Genomic DNA, 23,543 nt, shown 5'->3' on the forward strand with positions numbered 1-23,543 from the left:
TGGGGCGGTGTCGAGTTTGTGGCGGTGGGCCCAACTCGACGCGGAACCGACCCACCGCCGGAAGTAGCGCTGTGAGTGACACGAAAGGCCGCGTTCGATGAACGGCAACACCGAAGAGCTCGTCCGGGCCCTTCGCCAATCGCTGAAGGAAACCGAGCGCCTCAAGCGCGAGAACCGCCAATACCTTGCTGCCGCCACCGAACCCGTGGCGGTGGTGGGCATGGGCTGTCGCTATCCCGGTGGGGTGGATTCGCCCGAGGCCTTGTGGGAGATGGTGGTTGAGGGCCGCGACGTGGTCTCGGAATTTCCGGCGGACCGCGGCTGGAGCTTGGCCGGGCTGTTCGATGCGGATCCCGACGCCGTCGGAAAGTCGTATGCGCGGTGCGGCGGATTCCTTTCGGACGTGGGCGATTTCGATGCCGCCTTCTTCGGGATCGCCCCCAGCGAGGCGCTGGCGATGGACCCGCAGCAGCGTCTGCTGCTCGAGGTGTCGTGGGAGGCGTTGGAGCGGGCCGGAATTGATCCCGTCGCCCTGCGCGGTTCGCCGACCGGCGTGTTCGCCGGGATATTCCACGGCTCCTACGGGGGTCAGGGCCGGGTGCCGGGACACTTGGAGCGGTACGGCCTGCGCGGCTCGACGCTGAGTGTGGCCTCGGGGCGGGTGGCCTACTCGCTGGGGCTGGAGGGCCCGGCCGTCTCGGTGGACACGGCGTGTTCGTCGTCGCTGGTGGCCCTGCATTTGGCGGCGCAGTCGTTGCGTTCCGGTGAATGCGATCTGGCGCTGGCCGGCGGCGTGACAGTGATGGCCACACCGGCGATGTTCATCGAATTCAGCCGGCAGCGCGCGCTGGCCGCCGACGGTCGGTGCAAGGCGTACGCGGGCGCGGCCGACGGCACCGGATTTTCCGAAGGCGTCGGTGTGCTAGTGCTGGAACGGCTGGCGGATGCGCGCCGGCTGGGGCATCCGGTGCTGGCGGTCGTGCGGGGCTCCGCGGTGAACCAGGACGGCGCGTCCAACGGGCTGGCGACACCCAACGGGCCGTCGCAACAACGGGTGATCCGGGCGGCGCTGGCCAACGCGCGGCTGGGGACCGCGGACGTGGATCTGGTGGAGGGGCATGGGACGGGCACCATGCTGGGGGATCCGATTGAGGCCCAGGCGCTTTTGGCGACCTACGGGCAGGGCCGGCCGGCGGATGAGCCGCTGTGGTTGGGGTCGATCAAATCCAACATGGGTCACACCTCGGCCGCGGCCGGCGCCGGCGGGGTGATCAAGATGGTGCAGGCGGTCCGCCACGGCGTGATGCCCAAGACGTTGCACGTGGATGAGCCGACGCCGCACGTGGATTGGTCGGCCGGGGCGGTGTCGCTGCTGACGGAGCCGCGGTCCTGGCCCACGGTGGATCGGCCGCGCCGCGCGGGTGTCTCGTCGTTCGGCATCAGCGGCACCAACGCGCACGTCATCGTTGAGCAATATGCACCGGAGCCCGAAAGCGCTCCGCCCCCAGGCGATGACGTGGTAGTGCCCTGGGTGCTCTCGGCCCGTTCGGCCGACGCGCTGGCGAGCCAGGCGGCGCGGCTGCTGGCGCACGTGAAGGCCCATCCCGCGCTGCGGGTGGTGGACGTGGGCTGGTCGCTGATCTCGACGCGGTCGCGCTTCGAGCACCGGGCGGTGATCGTGGGCGCCAACGGCGCGCAACTGCTGCGCGGGCTGGCCGAATTGGCGGCCGGTGAGCAGGGCGCCGGCGTCACGGCGGGCCGGGCACAGTCGCCCGGCAAGACGGTGTTCGTGTTCCCCGGTCAGGGTTCGCAATGGGCCGGCATGGGCGCCCAATTGCTGGACAGCTCGGCGGTATTCGCCGAGCACCTGCACCGATGCGCCGGCGCGCTCGCCGAACACGTCGACTGGTCGCTGATCGACGTCATCCGCGGCGCGCCGGGCGCGCCCGGACTGGACCGGGTGGACGTGGTGCAGCCGGCGCTGTGGGCGGTCATGGTGTCGCTGGCCGAGTTGTGGCGCACGGTGGGCGTGACTCCCGATGCGGTGATCGGTCATTCGCAGGGCGAGATCGCGGCGGCGTATGTGGCGGGAGCCCTGTCGCTCGAAGATGCCGCCCGGGTGGTCGCATTGCGCAGCCGGCTGCTGGTGGGGTTGTCGGGCCGCGGCGGCATGGTCTCGCTGGCCTGCGGCCGGCCGCGCGCCGAGCAGCTGATCGCGGCGTGGGGTGACCGGCTCAATATCGCCACCGTCAACGGTGTTTCGGCGGTGGTGGTGTCCGGTGAGGTGGATGCGCTGACCGAACTGACGCAACGGTGTGAAGCCGACAACATTCGCGCCCGCCGCATCGACGTCGACTACGCCTCGCATTCCGTCCAGGTGGATGCGATCCGCGAGCCGCTCGCCGAGGCGCTGAACGGCCTTGCGCCGCGGTCGTCTTCGGTCGCGTTCTTCTCCACCGTGACCGGTGAGCTCATGGACACCGCGGGATTGAACGCCGACTACTGGTTCCGCAGCATCCGGCAAACGGTGCAATTCGAGCGGGCGGTACGCAGCGCCTGCGAGGCGGGCTATCAGGCGTTCATCGAATCCAGCCCGCATCCGGTGCTGATGGCCGCCGTCGAAGAGACAATGCCCGACAGCGAGCAGGGCTGCGTCATCCCGTCGTTGGGCCGCGACGACGGCGGCGTGGACCGCTTCTGGCTCTCGGCCGGGCAGGCCTTTGTTGCCGGCGTGGGCGTGGACTGGCGTGCCGCCTTCGCCGGCCTGGGTGGCCGGCGCGTCGACCTGCCGACCTACGGGTTTGTGCGGCAACGCTTTTGGCTTCCGGGTGGCTCGACGGGATCGCATGACGTCGCCACCCTGGGGCTCGACCGCGCCGACCACGGACTGCTCGGCGCGGTGATGCGGCGGCCCGACTCCGGTGGTGTGGTATTGACGGGCCGGTTGTCGACGGCCGCCCACCCGTGGCTGGCCGATCACGCGGTGGGCGAGACCGTGTTGTTCCCGGGCGCGGGGTTCGTCGAGCTGGCGATCCGGGCGGGGGACGAGGTCGGCTGCGGGGTGCTCGAGGAGTTGACGTTGTCGGCGCCGTTGGTGCTACCCGCCGCCGGCGGTGTGCAGGTGCAAGTGGTCGTCGGCGCGCCCGACGAGTCGGGGCGGCGCCGGCTGTCGGTGTATTCTTCTGCCGAGCAACAGGATTCGGACTGGGCGCTGCATGCCGAGGGCCTGCTGCGGCCGGGGGCGGTGACGCCGGGCGCGGACCTCTCGATGTGGCCGCCCGTCGGTGCGACCGCGGTCGACGTCGGCGATGCCTATGCGCGCCTCGCGGGGCGGGGCTACGCATACGGCCGCGCATTCCAGGGGTTGCGGGCGATGTGGCAGCGCGGGGATGAGGTCTTCGCCGAGATCGCCGTCCCCGCCGAAGCCGAGGCCGCCGCGCAGGACGGCGGCTTCGGAATTCATCCCGTGCTGCTCGACGCCGCGCTGCACGCGATCGGCGTCGCCGGCGAGCAAGGCCAGACTGTGTTGCCGTTCTCCTGGCAGGGTGTGTCGCTGCACGCGTCGGGCGCTGCGCGGGCACGGGTTCGGATCGCGCCGGCCGGCGCCGGGGCGGTCTCGGTGGAATTGGCCGACGGTGCGGGGTTGCCGCTGCTGTCGGTGGGGTCCTTGGCCATGCTTCCGGTCTCCGCCGAGCGGTTGACGGCCGCGGCGGCGCCCGCGCCGCGTTCGGCCGCCCACGGATTGCTCGACGTGACCTGGACACCGATCCCGCTGGGAGGCGAGAGCGACGGCGCCGAGGTCTCGTTGTGGGAGCTGGCCAATCATGGTGGCGGCGTGGTGAAGTCGGTGCACGCGGCGGCCGCCGAGGCCTTGGAGGTGCTGCAGTCGTGGTTGCGCTCCGACGGCGGCGGGGTGCTGGCCGTGCAGACCCGCGGGGCGGTGGCGCTTGCCGGTGAGGACGTTTCGGACCTGGCCGGCGCCGCGGTGTGGGGCCTGGTGCGCTCGGCACAGGCCGAGCACCCGGGCCGGATGGTGCTGGTCGACTCCGATGGGTCGCTGGATGCCCAGGCGGTAATCGGTTGCGGTGAACCGCAAGTGGTGATTCGCCGGGGCGCGGCGTACGCGGCCCGGCTGCGGCCGGTGCGAGCGGACTCGGCGGCCAGTCTCCCGGCCGGTGGCTGGCGGTTGGACGCCGGCGGCGAGGGCACGCTGCAGGACGTGGTGGTGAGTCCGTCCCCACGGGTGGACCTGGCCGCCGGACAGGTGCGGGTGGCGGTGGCCGCCGTCGGCGTCAACTTCCGCGACGTGCTGGTGGCCCTGGGCATGTATCCCGGCGGCGGCCAGTTGGGCGCCGAGGGCGCCGGCGTCGTCGTCGAGGTTGCGCCCGACGTGGCCGGGCTGGCGGTCGGTGATCCGGTGATGGGGTTGCTGGGGGTCGTCGGCTCCGAGGCGGTGGTGGATCACCGAGTGGTGACACCGGTGCCTGAGGGCATGTCCCTGGTTTCGGCCGCCGGTGTGCCGGTGGTGTTCCTGACGGCGCTGTACGGGTTGTCGGTGCTGGCGGGGCTGCGCGCCGGGGAGCGTGTGTTGGTGCACACCGCCACCGGGGGAGTGGGCATGGCCGCGGTGCAGCTGGCGCGGCACTGGGGTGCGGAGGTGTTCGTCACCGCCAGCCGCGGCAAGTGGGATACCTTGCGCGCGATGGCGTTCGACGACGATCACATCGGGGATTCGCGCACGCTCGAGTTCGAGGAGAAGTTCCGTGCGGTCGCGGGCGACCGCGGCTTCGATGTCGTGCTCAATTCTTTGGCCGGCGACTTCACCGACGCGTCGCTGCGGCTGTTGGCCCCCGGCGGGCGGTTCATCGAGATGGGCAAGACCGACGTCCGGGATCCGCACCTCGTCGCCGAACGGTATCGCGGCGCCCAATACCGGGCCTTCGACCTGATGGAGGCCGGGCCCGACCGCACCGCGGCCATGCTGGCCGAGATCGTGGAACTGTTGGCGGACGGGATCCTGACACCGTTGCCGCAGAAGACGTTCGACGTTCGATGCGCCTCGGCGGCCTACCGCTACGTCAGCCAGGCCCGCCACATCGGCAAGGTCGCGCTGACCGTTCCGTCGGGACCCGGCGAGGTGCTCAGCGGGTGCGCCGGCGGGCTGGCGGGGAGCACCGTGGTGATCACCGGCGGCACCGGGATGGCCGGTTCGGCGCTGGCACGTCACCTTGTCGACCGCTACCGGGTGGCCCACGTGGTGCTGGTCAGCCGTGCCGGCGCGGATGCGGCCGGGATCGCCGAATTGGTGGCCGGGTTGCAGCGGGCCGGCGCTCAGGTGTCGGTCCAGGCCTGCGACGTGGCCGATTCCGACGCGGTGGCGGCGATGCTGGCGGGGATACCGGCGCAGTATCCGCTGCGCGGTATCGTCCATGCCGCCGGGATTCTCGACGACGGGTTGATCTCTTCGCTGACCCCGGATCGGGTGGACGCGGTGCTGCGGGCCAAGGTCGACGGGGCGTGGAACCTGCACCAGCTCACCAAGGAGCTGGATTTGTCTGCGTTCATGGTGTTTTCGTCGATGGCGGGCATCGTGGGAACGCCGGGGCAGGCCAACTACGCGGCGGCCAACAGTTTCCTCGACGGGTTGGTCGCCTATCGGCGTGCCCACGGCCTCGCCGGGCTGTCGCTGGCCTGGGGGCTGTGGGAGCAGGCGTCGGCGATGACCGCACACCTCGGTGACCGGGACAAGGCCCGGATGAGCAGGATCGGGCTGGCCCCGCTGTCCACCGAGCAGGCCTTGGCGGCGTTCGACGCCGCGATGCTGGTCGACAACCCGGTGCTGGTGGCCGCCCGCCTGGACCGGGCTGCGCTGTCGGACAACGTCGCCGCCCTGCCGCCGCTGCTGTCCGAGCTCGCCGCCGGCCCGACCCGGCGCGTCGTCGACGACACGGACGCCGCCGCGTCGATGACCGGTCTCACCGCACGCCTGCACGGCTTGAATGCCGAGGCCCGCCAGCGCGAGTTGGTCGACCTGGTTCGCGGCAACGCCGCGATGGTGCTGGGGGTGCCCAACCCGGCCGACATCAACGTCGGCCGCGCGTTCCAGGAGCTCGGCTTCGATTCGCTGACCGCCGTCGAGCTGCGCAACCGACTCAAAAACGCGACGGGCCTTACCCTTTCGCCGACCCTGATCTTCGACTACCCCACACCCACCGTGCTGGCCGGACACCTGGACACGCAACTGGCCGGCACCGACGCCGGCGACCAGCCGAACCTGATGGCGCGCGTCAACGACATCACCCGCGAACTGCAGGCGCTGCTCGGCGCGCCCGACTGGAATGCCGAGGACAGGTCGGTGCTGCGGGCCCGCATCCACACCCTGCTCAGCGCCCTACCGCCCGCCGACCCGCCCGACTCCGAACACCTCGACGACGACCTCGATGCCGCCACCGAAAGCCAACTCTTTGCGATCCTCGATGAAGAACTCGGCCGCTGACACCCCGCCCGAAGCAACGATGCCGGGCACCGCGCAGCACGTCGACTACCTGAAACGCCTCACCGCGGACCTCAGGCGTACCCGGCGGCGCGTCGCGGAGCTAGAGGGCCAGCTCTTTGAACCGGTGGCGGTGGTCGGCATGGCCTGCCGCTACGCCGGTGGGGTGGACACGCCAGAAGCCCTGTGGGAGTTGGTGATCGAGGGCCGGGACACGCTATCGGACTTTCCGGTCGACCGTGGCTGGGACGTCGAGGGTCTGTACGACCCGGACCCGGACGCGAAAGGAAAGATGTACACCCGGCAGGGCAGCTTCCTGCAGGACGCGGGTGACTTCGATGCCGGATTCTTCGGCGTCGGGCCCAGCGAGGCGCTGGCCATGGACCCCCAGCAGCGGATGATGCTGGAGATCTGCTGGGAGGCGTTGGAGCGCGCGGGAATTGACCCGTTGGCGTTGCGCGGCACGGCGACCGGTGTGTTCGCCGGCGTCATTCATGCCGGATACGGCGGCGAGGTGAAGGGCGAGCTGGAGGGCTACGGCCTGACCGGCTCGACCCTGAGCGTCGCCTCGGGTCGGGTGTCGTACGTGTTGGGGCTGGAAGGCCCCGCGGTGTCGGTGGACACCGCCTGTTCGTCCTCGTTGGTCTCCATGCATCTGGCCGCGCAGTCGTTGCGGTCCGGCGAATGCGATCTTGCGTTGGCCGGGGGCGTGACGGTCATGGCCACCCCCGCGGCGTTCGTCGAGTTCAGCCGGCAGCGCGCACTGGCGCCCGATGGTCGCTGCAAGGTGTATGCCGGTGCGGCGGACGGGACTTCGTGGTCCGAAGGCGCGGGTGTGCTGGTGCTGGAGCGCCTGGCCGATGCCCGGCGCCTCGGGCATCCGGTGTTGGCGGTGCTGCGGGGCACCGCGGTGAACCAGGACGGCGCGTCCAACGGTTTGACCGCACCCAACGGGCCGTCACAGCAGCGGGTCATCCGGGCGGCATTGGCCAACGCCGGATTGACGGCGGCGGACGTGGATGTGGTGGAGGGACACGGGACGGGGACGGTGCTCGGGGACCCGATCGAGGCGCAAGCCCTGCTGGCGACGTACGGGCAGGACCGCCCGACGGACCGGCCGCTGTGGTTGGGATCGATCAAATCCAACATCGGCCACACCTCGGCCGCGGCGGGGGTGGCCGGCGTGATCAAGATGATCCAGGCGATGCGGCACGGGGTGATGCCCAAGACGCTGCACGTGGACATCCCGTCGCCGCACGTGGACTGGTCGGCCGGCGCGGTGTCGTTGCTGACCGAACCGCGACCGTGGCCGGATGACGGCGGGCTGCGGCGGGCGGGTGTCTCGTCCTTTGGGATCAGCGGCACCAACGCCCACGTGATCGTGGAGCAGGCCCCCGCCGAGCTGGTCCCAGAGGAGGACGACGCGCCCGCGAGGGACGGTTCGAATCCTGTTGTGCCGTGGGTGGTTTCGGCTCGGTCGGCCGACGCCCTGGCCGGTCAGGCGCAACGGCTGCTGGATCGCCTGGGTTCCGGCCCGGGTGTGCCGGCGATGGACGTGGGCTGGTCACTGGCAACGACCCGGGCGGCGTTCGACCACCGCGCGGTGCTGGTCGGCGCCGATCGTGAGGGCCTGATGGCGGGGCTGACGGGGGTGGCGTCCGGTGCGCCGGGCCCGGGCGTGATCGCCGGGCGCACCCGCTCGTTGGGCAAGCGCGTGTTCGTGTTTCCCGGTCAGGGTTCGCAGTGGCTGGGCATGGGCGCGGGCTGGTACGAACGATTTCCCGTGTTCGCCCGGGCCTTTGACGAGGCCGTGGCCGCGGTGGACGCCCATTCCCGGCTGCCGCTGCGCGAGGTGATGTGGGGTACCGACGCGGAGTTGTTGCAGAGCACCGAATTTGCCCAGCCGGCGCTATTCGTGCTGGAGATCGCGTTGGCCGCGCTGTGGGAATCCCTGGGCGTCACGCCGGATGTGGTGATCGGTCATTCGGTAGGCGAGATCGCCGCGGCGTGCGTGGCGGGAGCGCTGTCGTTACCCGATGCGGCACGACTGGTGGCGGCCCGGGGCCGGCTGATGGCGCAGTTGCCGTCCGGCGGGGTGATGATGGCCGTGACCGCCACCGAGGCGGAGGTGGTTCCGCTGCTGAACGGCGATGTCGGCATCGCCGCGGTGAACGGCCCACGCTCGCTGGTGCTTTCGGGTTCGGAATCCGCGGTCCGGGTGGTCACGGATCGGCTGGCGGGTGGCGGCGCGCGGGTGCGGCAGCTGGCGGTCTCGCACGCGTTCCACTCCGCGCTGATGGAGCCCATGATGGCGGACTTCTCCGCGCTGGCGGCCGACGTGTCGGCACACGAACCGCGGATCGCGCTGGTGTCCAACCTGACCGGGCAGCTCGCCGGCCCCGGCTATGGGTCGGTCGCGTACTGGGTTGACCATGTCCGCAAGCCGGTGCGGTTCGTCGACGGTGTGCAGCTGGCCGAATCCCTGGGCGCCGGTGTGTTTCTGGAGGTCGGTCCCGGTGCGGCCTTGACGGCCGCGGTGGACCAATCCCTGACGACGGACCGCGCGATTTCGGTGGTGTCAATGGCCAAGGGCCGCCCCGAGGTCGACTCGCTGCTGTCGGCGGCCGCACAGCTGTTCGTGACCGGTGCGGACGTGGACTGGTCCGCGGCGTTCACCGGGGTGAACCCCCGCCGGATCGAGCTGCCGACGTACGCCTTTGTACGACGCCGGTTTTGGCTGTCGAGCGATTCGGTGGGTTCGGCGAACATCGCCAGTCTGGGTTTGACCGAGGCCCAGCATGCGCTGCTGGGCGCGGTCGTGGACCGGCCGGATTCCGGCGGTGTGGTGTTGACCGGCCGGCTGTCCACGGCAGCTCAACCGTGGCTGGCCGACCACGCGGTGGCCGGCACCGTGCTGTTTCCGGGGGCGGGCTTCGTGGAGCTGGCGTTGCGGGCAGGTGACGAAGTCGGCTGCTCGGTGATCCAAGAGCTCACTCTGTCGGCGCCACTGGTGGTTCCGGCGATCCCGGCGGGCGAGGTGGTACAGCTCCAGGTGGTGGTGGACGCGGCCGGCGAGACGGGATCGCGGCCGGTATCCGTGTATTCGCGTGTTGCGCAATCGGATTGGACGTTGCACGCCGAAGGCCTGCTGAGCGACGGCGCGGCCGACCCGGTAGAGGATTTGTCGGTGTGGCCGCCCGCCGGCGCGGACGCGGTGAACGTGGCCGGCGCGTACGAGGACTTGGCCGCCCGAGGCTACGGCTACGGCCCGGCCTTTCAGGGGTTGCGGGCCGTATGGCGGCGGGGGACCGAGACTTTCGCCGAGGTCGAACTTCCGCAGCAGCCCGGAGTCGCGGCCGGTGGCTTCGGCATCCACCCGGTGGTGCTGGACGCGGCGTTGCACGCGCTCGGGGTGGCCGACGAGCGGATCGAGACCGTGTTGCCGTTCTCCTGGCAGGGCGTGAGCCTGTACGCGGCCGGAGCGTCGCGGGTCCGGGTGCGGCTGGCGCCGGTCGGCACCGGTGCCGTATCGGTCGACCTGGCCGATGCGTCGGGTCTGCCGGTGCTGTCGGTGCGGGAGCTGGTGACGCGCGCCGTGTCGGCCGAGCAATTGACCGCGGCGGTGGCGGCCCGCTCCGGGAGCGGCGAACTCCTGGACGTGGTGTGGTCGCCGGTTTCACAGCCCGTCTCTCAGCCGGACAACGACGGGGGCGAGAACACCACGGTATGGGAGCCGCCGCCCGGCGCTGCGGTCACCGCGGTCTACGCGGCCACCCACCAGGTGCTTGACGTCCTGCAGTCGTGGCTGACCGGTGATGCCGTCGGAACTTTGGTGGTGGCTACCCGCGGGGCGGTCGCGCTTGCCGGCGAAGATGTCACGGACCTGGCCGGCGCGGCCGTGTGGGGGCTGGTGCGCTCGGCGCAGGCCGAGCACCCGGGCCGCGTGGTGCTGGTCGATACCGATGGATCGCTGGACGTCGCGACGGTCATCGGTTGTGGCGAACCGCAATTGGTGGTGCGCGACGGCGTCGCCTACAGCGCCCGGTTGAAACCGGCCAGCCGGCGGGCGCTGTTGGGATTGCCCGAGCCGCCGTCGGTGTGGCGGCTGGCCGCCGGGGACGCCGGGACGCTGGAGGAGCTGGCGGTGCAGCAGTACCCGCCGCCGGAGCTGGAGGCCGGTCAGGTCCGGGTGACGGTGGCCGCGGCCGGGGTGAATTTCCGGGATGTGCTGGTGGCGCTCGGCATGTACCCGGGCGCGGCACAGTTGGGCGCCGAGGGTGCCGGCATTGTGACCGAACTCGGTTCCGGCGTGAGGGATTTAGCCGTCGGTGACGCCGTGATGGGCATATTCGGGCTGGCGGGCTCGCAGGCCACCGTCGATCACCGGTTAGTGACGCGGGTGCCGCGGGGCTGGTCGATGGCGCGAGCCGCGGGCGTGCCGGTGGTGTTTCTGACGGCATACTACGGGCTGTCGGTGCTGGCCGGGCTGCGGGCAGGCCAGCGGGTGCTGGTGCACGCGGCCACCGGCGGGGTGGGCATGGCCGCCGTACAATTGGCCCGGCATTGGGGTGCGGAGGTGTTCGCCACGGCCAGCCGTGGGAAGTGGGACACGCTGCGCGCCATGGGATTCGACGACGCGCACATCGCGGATTCGCGGACGCTGGAGTTCGGGCAGAAGTTCGCAGGCACCGGCGGCATGGACGTGGTACTCAACTCCCTGGCCGGTGATTTCAACGATGCGTCATTGCGGCTGTTGGGCCCCGGAGGTCGTTTCATCGAGATGGGCAAGACCGATCTGCGCGACCCGCATGTCGTCGCGCAGGCCCATCCCGGGGTGGTGTATCGCGCGTTCGATCTGATGGAGGCCGGCCCGGATCGCATCGCGGACATGCTGGCCGAGCTGATGGGGTTGTTCGCCGCCGGCGTCTTGGCGCCGTTGCCCGTCAAGGCTTTTGACGCGCGTTGCGCCGCCGACGCCTACCGGTTTGTCAGCCAGGCCCGCCACATCGGCAAGGTCGTGCTCACCATGCCGGACGGTCCCGCGGGACTGGCCGGCGGAACCGCGCTGGTCACCGGCGGCACCGGCATGGCGGGCTCGGCGGTCGCCCGCCACCTCGTCGAGCGGCACCGGGTGCCCCACGTGATGCTGGTCAGCCGCAGCGGGGAACAGGCGGCCGGAATGGCCGAGCTGGCCGCCGAATTGCGCGATGCGGGGGCCTCGGTGACGGTGGCGGCCTGCGATGTCGGCGACAGGGAGGCGATGGCGGCCCTGCTGGCACGGGTGCCGTCGCAGTACCCGCTGCGGTCGGTGTTCCACGCCGCGGGAGTGATCGACGACGCGGTGGTCGGGTCATTGACGCCGGCGCGCATCGATGCGGTGCTGCGCGCCAAGGTCGACGGCGCCTGGAACCTGCACGAGCTGACCAACGGACTGGATCTCTCTGCCTTCGTGGTCTTTTCGTCGATGGCCGGGATCGTGGGTGCGCCGGGCCAGGGCAACTATGCGGCGGCCAACAGCTTCCTCGACGCGCTGGCAATCCATCGCCACGCGCACGGGCTGCCGGGATTGTCGGTGGCCTGGGGAATGTGGGAAGAGCCGTCGGCGATGACGCAACACCTCGGGGAGGTCGACAGGGCGAGGATGAGCCGGGCCGGCCTGAGCGCGCTGTCCACCCGGCAGGCGCTGGAACTGTTGGATGCCGCGCTGCTGGGCGAGCACCCCATGGTGGTGGGCACCCGCCTCGACAGGGGCGCGCTGGCTCACCACGGCGCCGCGCTGCCGCCGCTGCTGAGCCAGCTGGCCACCCGCCACGCCCGCCGGGTCCTGGAGCACACCGACATGGTGTCGTTGACTGGGCTGCGGGCGCGGCTGGACGGCATGAGCCCCGAACAGCGTCACGCCGAATTGGTGGAACTGGTCTGCGGCAACGCGGCCACCGTGTTGGGGCACACCACCGCGGACGTCAACGCCGACGACGCCTTCGGCGACCTCGGTTTCGATTCGCTGACCGCCGTCGAACTGCGCAACCGACTCAAAATCGCTACCGGGCTCACCCTTTCCCCCACGCTGATCTTCGATCACCCCACGCCGACCGCCCTGGCCGAACACCTCGAGACCGAGCTCGCCACGCCGTCCGTCACCGCGGCGGCCGCGCCGCCCGATCGGATGGCCCGCTTCAACGACATTGCGCGGGAACTGCAAACACTGCTCGGCCAGCCCGATCTGAGCCCCGGTGACCGCGCGCAGCTCGTCGCCCGGCTCGAAGGCCTGCTGACGACACCGACCGCGCTGCCCGAGCACCCCGAGGACCCGTTCGACGACGACCTCGCCACCGCCACCGAGAGCCAACTCTTCGCGATCCTCGATGACGAAGCCGGCCCCTGACCTTGCCATCGACAGACGTTGCGATCATCGGGCTGGCATGCAAATTCCCCGGAGCCGCCGGCCCGGGCTCCTTCTGGCGGCTCATCCGCGACGGACAGGAAAACACCCAGTTCGCCGGGGAAGCAGAGCAATTCGATGCCGACTTCTTCAACCTGTCGCCGCGCGAGGCGTGCGCGATGGATCCGCGCCAACGATTGGCCCTCGAACTGACCTGGGAGCTGTTCGAAGACGCCTTCGTGGTGCCGGAAACGCTGCGGGGCGAGCCGGTCTCGGTGTACCTGGGGGCGATGACCGATGACTACGCCGCCCTGACGCTGCGCGATCTCGCCGACAACCTCGACCACCACACGTTCACCGGCATCAGCCGGGCGATGATCGCCAACAGGATCTCGTATGCCTTCGGGCTGCAGGGTCCGAGCATGACCGTCGACTCCGGCCAGTCGTCTTCCCTGGTGGCGGTGCACCTCGGATGTGAAAGCGTGCGCACCGGGCAATCGTCGCTGGCCATCGCCGGCGGGGTGCACCTCAACCTGGCCGACGAAATCGCCATGCTGGAACGCGAATTCGGCGCCGTGTCGGTCTCGGGTCACACCTACGCTTTCGATCGGCGCGCCGACGGTTACGTGCGCGGTGAGGGCGCCGGGCTGGTGCTGCTGAAGCCCTTGGCGGCGGCCCTCGACGACGGCGATCGCATCCACGCTGTCATTCGGGGCAGCGCCGTGGCGAACGCCGGGCGCAGCTCGGCGGGCCAGACCGTGCCGTCGGCACCCGGCGAGGCCGACGTGATCCGCCGCGCGCTCGCCGATGCCGGCCTCAAGGCAGGAGACATCGACTACGTCGAGGGCCACGGCACGGGAACCAAGGTCGGTGACGCGATCGAAGCCCAAGCGCTGGGTGAGGTTTTCGCCGGGCGCCCGGACGCTGCGGTGTGGGTGGGATCGGTGAAGACCAACATCGGCCACGCCGGCGGCGCCGCGGGGGTGGCGGGCCTGCTCAAGGCCGTCCTGGCGATCCAACATTCGACGATCCCACCCAGCCTCAACCATGCCGGACCGGATCCCGAGAGCGATCTGAATCGCCTTGGACTGCAAGTCAATACGACACCGCTGCCGTGGCCGTCCACCGATCACCCACGGCGGGCCGGGGTGTCCTCGTTCGGCATGGGCGGCACCAACGCGCACCTCATCGTGGAACAGCCTCCCGCCCAACCAGACCCGGCCCCACCGGACTCAGGCCTCGCGGTGCCGTGGGTGCTGTCGGCCCGATCCGAGCGCGCGCTGACCAATCAGGCGCAACGGCTATCGGCCTACGTAGCCGAGCGAGGTGATCTCACCCCGCTCGACGTGGCGTGGTCGTTGGTCAGCACCCGGGCGTCCTTCGAGCACCGCGCGGCAGTGGTGGGCGGCGATCGCGAGGCGCTGGCAACGGGTTTGGCAGCATTGGCGGCGGGGGAGTCCCATTCGGGTCTGGTGGCGGGCCGGGCCACGTCGCCGGACAAGACGGCGTTTGTCTTTCCGGGTCAGGGGTCGCAGTGGTTGGGAATGGGGCGCCAACTGTATGACCGGTTCGACGTGTTCGCCCGCGCCATCGATGAGGCCGCCGCGGCGGTTGACGGGCATGTGCGGCTGCCGCTGACCGACGTGATGTGGGGCACCGAGCCGGAGTTGTTGCAGAGCACGGAATTTGCCCAGCCCGCGTTGTTCGTGCTGGGGATCGCGCTGGCGGCGCTGTGGCAATCGTTCGGTGTCACACCGGATGTGGTGATGGGCCATTCGGTGGGGGAGATCGCCGCGGCGTATGTCGCCGGGGTGCTGACGCTGCCGGATGCGGCGCGACTGGTGGCGGCCCGCGGCCGGCTGATGGCCCAGCTGCCGGCCGGCGGGGTGATGGTGGCGGTCGGCGCCGGCGAGGCCGAGGTGGCTCCCTTGCTGGACGGCGGGGTGAGCATCGCGGCGGTCAACGGCCCCCATTCGGTTGTGCTCTCCGGTGAGCAGGCCCCGGTCGGGACGCTGGCGGACCGGCTGGCGCAGACGGGTCGGCGCGTGCACCGGCTGGCGGTCTCCCATGCGTTTCATTCGCCTCTGATGGCGCCCATGCTCGACGAGTTTTACGCGGTGGCGGCCGACATCGATACGGGGCGACCGCAATTCGGCCTGGTGTCGAATCTGACCGGGCGACTGGCCGACGCCGGATACGGGTCGGCGGGATACTGGGTGGAGCATGTGCGTCAGCCGGTGCGCTTCTTCGAGGGGGTGCGCGCCGCCGAGACGGCGGGCGTCGCGACCTTCCTGGAGTTGGGTCCGGGCACGGCGCTGACGGCCGCGGTGGACCAATCGCTGAGCGCCGAGCGGGCGGTGTCACTGGCGACCATGCCCAGGGACCGCCCCGAGACGGAATCGATCCTTGGCGCGGCCGGACAATTGTTCACCCGCGGGCTCGGCCTCGATTGGGCGGGCGTGTTCGCCGGACTGCACCCCCGCCGCGTCGAATTGCCGACGTATGGCTTTGCGCGAGAGAGGTTTTGGCTGGGCGGCAGGCCTGCGGGATCAGGGGAAGCCGAGGGGACACCGGCCGCCACCGCCACACGCTCACCCGATTTGGCCCAACGGCTGCACGCACTGGCGCGCGACGAACAGCGGCGTGTGCTGGTCGAGTTGGTGTGCGAGCACGCGGCAGCGGTGCTGGGACATCCGGGCGGCCACGTCATCGATCCCGACCGCGCCTTCGGAGACCTCGGATTCGACTCGCTGATCGGCGTGGAATTGCGCAACCGCCTCACCACCCATACCGGGACGGCGTTGTCGCGAACGCTGATCTTCGACTACCCGACCCCGATGGCGCTGGCCGATCATCTCCGCCGGCAACTGCTTCATGACGATCGCGAGGAATCAGACGATGAAAAACTCTGGTCCGCGTTGAGGAAGATTCCCGTGCGCGAGCTTCGCAGGACGGGATTGCTCAACAAACTCCTTTTACTCGCCGGCATGCCGGAAGCACCCGACGCCGACGCAAACGATCCACGTGTCACCGGTGACGACATCGACTCTTTGAGTCCCGACGCGTTAATCGCCATGGCCCTCAATTCGGCGGATGACGACGACATCGAATGACGAATTCCCCGCTGCCCGACCTGATTACGCGAACACAACGGCGCATCAATGAGACATGTGTTGAATACATGAAACTTTTGCAAGACCCCACCGGACCGCATAAACTTCCAGCATTACGCGGAATCGTATCTAAGCTGGTTGGCAATCAAGAGGATAGACCATGAGCGTCATCGCGGGTGTGTTCGGCGCTTTGCCGCCGCATCGCTACAGCCAACGCGAAATCACCGACCACATCGTCGAGTTCCCCGCGTTGAAGGAGCACGAAGAGATCGTCCGGCGTTTGCATGCCGCCGCCAAGGTCAACAGCCGCCACTTCGTGCTGCCGCTCGAGCGGTACCACTCGCTGAGCGACTTCGGTGACGCCAACGAGGTCTTCATCGACAAGGCCGTGGAACTGGGCTGCGACGCGCTGCTGGGCTCCCTCGACGAGGCGGGGCTGAACCCGCACGACATCGACACGATCGTCACCACGACCGTCACCGGCATCGCGGTGCCGTCGCTCGACGCCCGGATCGTCGGGCGTCTCGGCCTGCGCCCCGACGTGCGCCGGGTGCCGCTGTTCGGGCTGGGCTGCGCCGGCGGGGCGGCGGGCGTGGGCAGGCTGCACGATTACCTGCGCGGCGCGCCCGACGGCGTCGCCGCCCTGGTGTCCGTCGAACTGTGCTCGCTCACGTTCCCCGCAGTCAGGCCGACCGTCTCGGGGTTGGTGGGGACGGCGATGTTCGGCGATGGCGCCGCCGCAGTCGTCGCTGTCGGGGACCGCCGTGCCGCCCAACTGAATTCGGCCGGACCCGACATCCTGGATTCGCGCAGCCGGCTGTACCCCGAATCGCTGCACATCATGGGCTGGAACATCGGCTCGGCCGGAATTCAACTCGTGATGTCTCCAGAACTGCCGGCCGTCATCGACCGGTACCTGGCCGACGACGTGAGCAGGTTCCTCGCCGCGCACCAGCTGACCAAGGACGACATCGGCGCCTGGGTGACTCACCCCGGCGGCCCCAAAGTCATCAACACCGTCGCCAAGTGCCTCGAGCTGCCGCCGGAGGCGCATGAGCTGACCTGGCGCTCCCTCGGGGAGATCGCCAACCTCTCATCGGCGTCGGTGCTGCACATCCTGCGGGACACCATCGCCAAACCGCCGCCCGCCGGCAGCCCGGGGCTGATGCTCGCGACGGGCCCCGGTTTCGGTTCCGAACTGGTGCTGCTGCGCTGGCATTGAGCGCATAACTTCCGCCGACCTGTTGCCTGCCGGATTTGTCGGTGGTCGCTGCGATGATGGCGTTATGTCTTCGATTGCATCTGTTGACGCCGTGGGGGTGGCTCCTGGTGAGCGTCTTGAGGTGTTGTTTGAGGAGTTGGCGGAGTTGGCCGGTCAGCGCAATGCGATTGATGGGCGCATTGTGGAGATTGTGGCTGAGATCGATCGCGACGGATTGTGGGGGTCTACGGGTGTGCGGTCGGTGCCGGCGTTGGTGGCCTGGAAGATGGGTTGTTCGTCGGCCAATGCGCACATGCTGGCCGCGATCGCGTCCCGGTTGACCGAGTTCCCGCGGTGTGCTCAGGGGATGCGGGAGGGTCGGCTCTCGGCCGATCAGGTCGGGGTGATCGCCGCGCGCGCGGGGCAGGGTTCTGATGCGCATTACGCGCAGTTGGCCGCGGTCGCCACGGTCAATCAGTTGCGTACCGCGGTCAAGCTGGAACCACGACCCGAACCCGACCCGCGGCCCGAGCCTGAGCGGTCGTTCATCGCGACTGCCACCGAGCAGGGCGCTTGTTATCGGATCACGCTGGGCCACTTGGATGCCGCGAAGTTCGATGCCGCCTTGGCGTCGCATCGTGATGCGCTCATTAGCGAGTGGAAGCGTGATCACGACAATGGCGGGGGCGCGGGCGTGGGTGATCAGGTGGCGCCGGTGCCGGGCACGGCCGAGGCGTTTATGCGCCTGGTGGAGGCGGGTTGGGACGCCGAGGTGACCCGCCGCCCCCATGGGCAGCGCACCACGGTGGTGGTGCACCTTGATGTCGAGCGGCGGGCTGCGGCGTTGCATCTGGGTCCGCTGCTGTCTGACGCGGAACGCCGATATGTGACCTGTGATGCCACCTGTGAGGTCTGGTTCGAGCGCCACGGTGAGGTCATTGGGGCCGGGCGGGTGACGCGGGTGATCAATCGGCGGCTGCGCCGCGCGCTGGAGTATCGCGACCGCACGTGCGCGGTTCCCGGCTGTGGTGCTACCCGGGGTTTGCACGCCCACCACATCCGGCATTGGGAAGACGGCGGCCCCACCGAGTTGGCCAACCTGGTGCTGGTCTGCCCCTATCACCACCGGCTGCACCACCGTGGCCTGATCACCATCACCGGACCCGCGCACGCTCTGGTCGTCACCGACGACGCCGGCCGAATCCTGAGCCCGGGAGCGCTGGCACGCCCACCCACTGGGCCCCCGCCTGCGGTGGCGCCCTGCCCGGGCCCTACCGGCGAACGCGCCCACTGGTGGTGGTATGACCCATTCCAACCCCAACCACCACCGACCAACAACTAGCCCGGTTCGTGGTACCGGTAGCTGCGCAACTTGAATAGCTTGGGACATCGAGGGATTCGTCCACACTATCCGTCTCGGCCGATCCACATCGGTATGGCTGGCCCTGAGGTGCGACTCGACGCTGCCCACAAAACCTATTGCCGTTCAAGACTATTCGAGCAACTCCGAGAGCTCCAGCCAACGGCTCTCGGTCGCGGCGACCTCGTCGTCGAGCGCGCGCAACTCCTGGGTGAGCCGGGTGATGCCCACATGGTCGGACTGATCGTGCGCCGCGAGTTCGTTGTGTTTGTCCTTGATGCGGTCCGCCAGCCGCACCAGCTGCCGATCGGCGGCGGCCATCTCTTTCTCCGCGGCGCGGCGCTGGGCACCGGACATCGCCGGCTGCGACGGCCGCGACGACCGAGACGGCGGTGACGGCTCGGTGGTGGCCTCGCCCGCCCGCCGCTCGGCCAGCCGCAGGTACTCGTCGATGCCGCCGGGCAGGTGCCGCAACCGGCCGTCGAGCACCGCGTACTGCTGATCGGTGACCCGCTCCAGCAGGTAGCGGTCGTGCGAGACAACGATCAGCGTGCCCGGCCAGGAGTCGAGCAGATCCTCCATGGCCGTCAACGTGTCGGTGTCGACGTCGTTGGTCGGCTCGTCGAGCAGCAACACGTTGGGCTCGGACAACAGCGTGAGCATCAGCTGTAACCGTCGCCGCTCGCCGCCGGAGAGGTCCGCCACGCGGGCGGACAGGTGGCCGCGGCCGAAGCCGAGCCGCTCCAACAGCTGCGCCGGGGTGACCTCACGGCCGTCGACCTGGTAGCCGCCGGGGAGCCTCCCCAGCACGTCGGCGATCCGGTCGTCGCCGACCGCGGCTAGCGCATCGCCCTGCTGGTCGAGCACCGCCAGCCGCACGGTCTTGCCGCGTTTGACGCGCCCCGCGTCGGGCGTGATGGTGCCGTCGATCAACCTCAGCAGGGTGGATTTCCCGGCGCCGTTGGCCCCGACGATGCCGGTGCGTTCGCCCGGTGCGATCCGCCACTCGACGTCGCGCAGCACCGGGCGGCCGTCAAACGCGACCGACACGTCGAGCAGGTCGACCACGTCCTTGCCGAGCCGGGCGGTGGCCAGCTTGGCCAACTCGACGGTGTTGCGCAGCGGTGGCACGTCGGCGATCAGCTGGTTGGCCGCCTCGATCCGGAACTTGGGCTTCGAGGTCCGCGCCGGCGCTCCGCGACGCAGCCATGCCAGTTCCTTGCGCATCAGGTTCTGCCGCTTGGCTTCGGTGGCGGCGGCCATCCGGTCCCGCTCGACGCGCTGCAGCACGTAGGCCGCGTACCCCCCGTCGAACGGCTCGACGATCCCGTCGTGCACCTCCCACGTCGTGCTGGCGACCTCGTCGAGGAACCAGCGGTCGTGGGTGACCAGCAGCAGCCCGCCGGCGTTGGCGGCCCAGCGCGCCGCCAGGTGGCCGGCCAGCCAGGTGATTCCCTCGATGTCCAGATGGTTGGTGGGCTCGTCGAGCGCGATGACGTCCCATTCGCTCACCAGCAGCCTGGCCAGCTGCACCCGCCGACGCTGGCCGCCGGAGAGCGTGGCAATCGTTGCGTCCCAAGCGATGTCGGAAACCAGCCCGGCAACCACGTCGCGGACCCGCGGGTCACCGGCCCACTGGTGTTCGGCCGCGTCGCCCACCAGGGTCCAGCCCACGGTGTGGTCCGGATCCAGGGTGTCCGCCTGGCTCAGCGCGCCGACCCGCAGCCCGCTGCGTCGGGTGACCCGGCCGGAGTCGGGTTCTTGGTGGCCGGTGAGTAGCCGCAGCAGGCTGGACTTGCCGTCGCCGTTGCGCCCGACGATGCCGATGCGCGCGCCGTCGTTGACCCCGAGGGTGATCGAGCCGAACACCACCCGAGTGGGATATTCCAGGTGTACGGCCTCAGCTCCGAGTAGGTGCGCCACCGGCACGACCCTAGCGCGGCGACGATGCCGGCCGGTTGACGGCCGGAGGAGGAGCCGCGCCATCTGACCCTAGCGCGGCGACGATGCCGGCCGGTTGACGGCCGGAGGAGGAGCCGCGCCATCCGACCCTGGCGGGGTCCGACGTTCTCGTTAGCCGAGGGTCAACAGTGCCCGGTCCACATAGCTTTGGGTTTCCGATGATGCCTTGCTGGCCACGGCGTCCAGGAAGCGGTTGGCGACGTCACGCACCTTGAGATTCTCCTCCTGGGAACGCCATACCAGGATGTCGAACGCACGCTCGGCGGAAATGCCGTAGGCGACCATCAGCACGCCCTTGGCCTGCTCGATGCGGGCCCGGGCGTCGGCCACCGCCGAGAGCACGTTGGTGATGTCGGCATGCAGCGAGTCGGTGACGTCGACGTAGAAGCCGGACGTGCCGGCCAGGGCGCCGGTGCCGTCGACCATCCGATCTCCGGCGACGATGACGCAGTGGGTGCGTCCAGCGGTGTCGATGATGCGGTGCCGACTGCTGAACGGCTTTCCTTTCATCACCCGCTCCAGCACGGCCGCCACCCGCTCACGGTCGTCGGGGTGCTTGTGTCGCAGCAGCAGTTCCGTGGTCGGCTCCACTTCTCCCGGCTGATAGCCATGCATACGCGCCACCGCGTCCGACCACTCCCACCGATGGCCGTCCAGGAAGAACCGGAATCTGCCCACGCGCTGCGGATCACCTGTACCCAGCACCGAGTCGACCGCGCTCCGGTCGCCTTCCGCGACGACGGGCAACTTGAGGGCCTTGCGATGCTCAACGGTTTCGTCGTCGGGGTTCACTGTCATCGGGGGTTGCTCCAATCCCATTTGTCAAAACCTTGGCGTAACGATTCCCGTTTTTGCGCGCCGCATGCGTGGTTGTAAGAACGGTGCGCTCAGGCCACCCGGTACTGCTCGGCGTCGCTGTACTTGAACTCCAGGCCGAACCCCGGCCGATGCTGATCCGGCCGCAATGCGCCGCCCTCGGGCGTCAGCGCGCCCTCGAAAAGCATGTGTTCGATGCGGTGGTGATCGTGGAAGTACTCGAGGTGCCGCAGATTCGGGATGGCGGTGGCGACGTGGGCGTGCAGGTTGGGGGCGCAGTGCCCGGAGACGTCCACGTTGCAGGCGGCGGCCACGGCGGCGCCGCGCAGCCAGTCGGTGATGCCCCCGCAGCGAGTGACGTCGATCTGTAGGCAGTCGACCGCCCCGGCGGCCAGCATTCGATGGAAATAGGCCAGGTCATAGCCGTATTCACCGGCGGTGACGTCCGGGGTCACCTGGTCGCGGACCTCCCGCAGCCCGGCCAGGTCGTCCGAGGAGACGGGTTCCTCGAACCACGTGACGTCGTGATCGGCCATGGCGTGGGCCATCCGGATCGCCTGCTTGCGTTGGTAGGCCCCGTTGGCGTCGACGTACAGCTCGGTGTCCGGACCGATCACCTTGCGCGCCAAGGCGATTCGATCGAGGTCGCGACGCTCGTCGGAGCCCCACGATTCGCCGATCTTGATTTTGACGCGCGGGATCTGCCACTCGTCGACCCAGCGTTCGAGCTGGGCGCGGGTGGTGCTTTCGTCGTACGTGGTGAAGCCGCCGCTGCCGTAGATCGGCACTTCGGGATGCGCCATGCCGAGCAGTCGGCACACCGGCAGGCCCAGCAACTTGCCCTTGAGGTCCCACAGTGCGGTGTCGATCGCCGATATCGCGCACGACACCAACCCCGGCCGCCCGTTGTTGCGCATCGCCTTGACCATCGACTCCCACAAGGCGGGGATGTCAACGGCGTTGTGTCCGTTGAGCGTGCCGGCCAGCGGCCCGGTGATCAGCTTGGCGGAGGCGCCGTCGCCATAGGTGTAGCCGATTCCGCGCAGGCCTGCGGCCGACACCTCGGCCAGCACCAGCGTGGTCGACGACCAGGCCAGGGTCCCGTCGGCTTCCGGTGCGTCGGTGGGGATTTTGTAGACCTGCGCGGTGACCTCGTCGATCGCCGCGTCGATCTGCGCGGCCGTCGTCATCGCGCCCACCGGCGGCCCGCACGCGCCGCCAGCCACGCGGCCGCACCGGCGGCGCTCAGCGCGCCCGTGCCGCTGACGACCGGGTGCTGCGACGCCCACAGTTGCGGGCAGTGGGTGTGCGAGTTGTCATCGAACTCGCCGCGGGCGCCGTGATCGCTGCCGGGTTCCTGGTCGAGCGGTTGCCAGAGGTTGTGGGGCTTCTCGGCGCTGACGTGCTCCTTGGTCTGTTGCGAGTCGTATCCGGTGCGGCCGAGGTAGCGGTCCAGCAGCGGCGCGACGAACTTCTGCGCCAGCAGCGTCACCAGGGTGGTCTCGCCGACCCAATATTGTTTGCGCCCCGGATGATCCGCGGCGTACAGGACGCCGCGGGCGGCGACTTCGGGCTGGTAGATCGGCGGCACCGGTTGCGGATGGCGGGGCAGCCGCGAGAGCACCCAGGAGAATTGGGGAGTGTTGACCGCGGGCATCTGGACCACGGTGATCCGCACCTTCGAGCCCTCGTGGAACAGTTCGCAGCGCACCGATTCGGTGAACCCGTTGATGGCGTGCTTGGCGCCGCAGTAGGCCGACTGCAGCGGGATGGAGCGCTGCCCGAGCGCCGAACCGACCTGCACGATGGTGCCGCGGTTGCGGGGGCGCATCTTGGCCAGCGCCGCCATGGTGCCGTGCACGTAGCCGAGGTAGGACACCTCGGTCACGCGTTTGAACTCCTCGGCGCTGATCTCGGTGAATGGCGCGAACACCGAGGTGAACGCGACGTTGACCCAGGCGTCGATGGGACCGAACGCGGTTTCGGCCTCGTCGGCGGCGGCGACGACGGCCGCGTGGTCGGACACATCGGTCGGGATGGCCAGCGCCTTGCCGCCGCCGGCCTCGACGTCACGGGCCGCGCCTTCCAGCCCGGCGGAGCCGCGGGCGAGCAGGACGACGTTCGCGCCACGCTGCCCGAACTCCTTCGCTGTGGCGCGGCCGATGCCCGCGCTGGCTCCGGTGATCACCACTGTCTGAGTCATCGCAGAAATACCT

Annotated in this window: 9 protein-coding genes; 5 read left to right on the forward strand and 4 right to left on the reverse strand. The window is 69.7% G+C overall.

Annotation, left to right across the window (positions count from 1 at the left end):
- The first annotated feature begins 97 nt into the window (after nucleotides 1-97).
- From A5775_RS23515 to A5775_RS23535, 5 genes are all read left to right on the forward strand, one after another.
- Nucleotides 98-6,496, forward strand: coding sequence for a type I polyketide synthase (locus A5775_RS23515; RefSeq protein ID WP_067257969.1), 6,399 nt, complete (start codon nucleotides 98-100; stop codon nucleotides 6,494-6,496).
- Nucleotides 6,477-12,878, forward strand: a complete 6,402-nt coding sequence (locus A5775_RS23520) for a type I polyketide synthase (protein WP_067257971.1) — start codon at nucleotides 6,477-6,479, stop codon at nucleotides 12,876-12,878. Before A5775_RS23515 ends, A5775_RS23520 begins: the two co-directional genes overlap by 20 nt.
- 2 nt (nucleotides 12,879-12,880) lie before the next feature.
- Nucleotides 12,881-15,988: a type I polyketide synthase gene (locus A5775_RS23525; protein ID WP_067257974.1), complete on the forward strand. Its 3,108-nt coding sequence runs from the start codon at nucleotides 12,881-12,883 to the stop codon at nucleotides 15,986-15,988.
- A 160-nt stretch (nucleotides 15,989-16,148) separates the two neighbouring features.
- Nucleotides 16,149-17,210 carry a type III polyketide synthase gene (locus A5775_RS23530; protein ID WP_067257977.1) on the forward strand — a complete coding sequence of 354 codons (1,062 nt, stop codon included), beginning with the start codon at nucleotides 16,149-16,151 and terminating at the stop codon, nucleotides 17,208-17,210.
- Nucleotides 17,211-17,274: 64 nt separating this feature from the next.
- Nucleotides 17,275-18,531 (forward strand): HNH endonuclease signature motif containing protein, encoded by a 1,257-nt coding sequence (locus tag A5775_RS23535; RefSeq protein WP_067257979.1) that lies wholly within the window; start codon nucleotides 17,275-17,277, stop codon nucleotides 18,529-18,531.
- A gap of 150 nt (nucleotides 18,532-18,681) precedes the next feature.
- Here A5775_RS23535 and A5775_RS23540 read toward each other — a convergent pair whose 3' ends face one another.
- The 4 genes from A5775_RS23540 to A5775_RS23555 form a co-directional block, all read right to left on the reverse strand.
- Entirely contained in the window at nucleotides 18,682-20,472 is a 1,791-nt protein-coding gene (locus tag A5775_RS23540; RefSeq protein ID WP_067258041.1) for an ABC-F family ATP-binding cassette domain-containing protein, read from the reverse strand.
- 150 nt (nucleotides 20,473-20,622) lie between these two features.
- Nucleotides 20,623-21,309 carry a PAS and ANTAR domain-containing protein gene (locus tag A5775_RS23545; protein ID WP_067258046.1) on the reverse strand — a complete coding sequence of 229 codons (687 nt, stop codon included), beginning with the start codon at nucleotides 21,307-21,309 and terminating at the stop codon, nucleotides 20,623-20,625.
- Between the two features lie 89 nt (nucleotides 21,310-21,398).
- On the reverse strand, nucleotides 21,399-22,517 hold the full coding sequence (locus A5775_RS23550) for an enolase C-terminal domain-like protein (RefSeq protein ID WP_156660827.1): 1,119 nt from the start codon (nucleotides 22,515-22,517) through the stop codon (nucleotides 21,399-21,401).
- The gene (locus tag A5775_RS23555) at nucleotides 22,514-23,530 is read right to left on the reverse strand and encodes an SDR family oxidoreductase (protein WP_067257982.1); all 1,017 of its coding nucleotides are present in this window, start codon (nucleotides 23,528-23,530) and stop codon (nucleotides 22,514-22,516) included. Before A5775_RS23555 ends, A5775_RS23550 begins: the two co-directional genes overlap by 4 nt.
- Between the last annotated feature and the right edge of the window lie 13 nt (nucleotides 23,531-23,543).

Origin of the sequence: Mycobacterium sp. 852002-10029_SCH5224772 (genome assembly GCF_001667315.1) — a bacterium.
Taxonomy (GTDB): domain Bacteria; phylum Actinomycetota; class Actinomycetes; order Mycobacteriales; family Mycobacteriaceae; genus Mycobacterium.

Excerpts from the sequence above, each read along its gene's own strand:
- A5775_RS23515 (WP_067257969.1), top strand. The coding sequence starts at position 98 with ATGAACGGCAACACCGAAGAGCTCGTCCGGGCCCTTCGCCAATCGCTG.
- A5775_RS23520 (WP_067257971.1), top strand. The coding sequence starts at position 6,477 with ATGAAGAACTCGGCCGCTGACACCCCGCCCGAAGCAACGATGCCGGGC.
- A5775_RS23530 (WP_067257977.1), top strand. The coding sequence starts at position 16,149 with ATGAGCGTCATCGCGGGTGTGTTCGGCGCTTTGCCGCCGCATCGCTAC.
- A5775_RS23535 (WP_067257979.1), top strand. The coding sequence starts at position 17,275 with ATGTCTTCGATTGCATCTGTTGACGCCGTGGGGGTGGCTCCTGGTGAG.
- A5775_RS23545 (WP_067258046.1), bottom strand. The coding sequence starts at position 21,309 with ATGACAGTGAACCCCGACGACGAAACCGTTGAGCATCGCAAGGCCCTC.
- A5775_RS23550 (WP_156660827.1), bottom strand. The coding sequence starts at position 22,517 with ATGACGACGGCCGCGCAGATCGACGCGGCGATCGACGAGGTCACCGCG.
- A5775_RS23555 (WP_067257982.1), bottom strand. The coding sequence starts at position 23,530 with ATGACTCAGACAGTGGTGATCACCGGAGCCAGCGCGGGCATCGGCCGC.